The organism is Salmonella sp. SAL4457 (assembly GCF_046548235.1).
Taxonomy (GTDB): Bacteria; Pseudomonadota; Gammaproteobacteria; order Enterobacterales; family Enterobacteriaceae; genus Salmonella; species Salmonella enterica.
In genome coordinates this window covers 1-335 of the sequence record NZ_JBGDZO010000201.1, presented here as the reverse complement: position 1 = coordinate 335, position 335 = coordinate 1, and the positions used below count along the sequence as shown (strand labels likewise).

The following is a 335-nucleotide window of genomic DNA, read 5'->3' as shown; positions in this document are numbered from 1 at the left end:
ACGCTTCGCCGAACAACGCCAGCTGGTCCCACGACAACCGCGCCGCCGGCCTACGCATCCCGGCCAGCGGAGCCTCCGCGCGGCGCGTCGAGAATCGCCTGCCGGGCGCCGAAGCCAACCCTTACCTGGCCATCACCGACAGCCTGGCCGCCGGTCTCTACGGACTGGAGCACGAACTGGAGCCGAGCCCGGCGATCCAGGGTGAGTTCGAGGTACCGGAGGAGTTGACCCTGCCTTGCACCATGTACGACGCCCTGCGGCGCCTGAAAGGCAGCGCGCTGGCGCGCGCACTGTTCGGCAGCGAGTTCGTCGCAGGCTACGTGGCGACCAAGAGC

1 pseudogene is annotated in these 335 nt (G+C 69.6%); it reads left to right on the top strand.

The window, feature by feature from the left end:
- A pseudogene (locus ACLJNW_RS23910) lies at positions 1 to 335 on the top strand (glutamine synthetase); the annotation flags it as partial.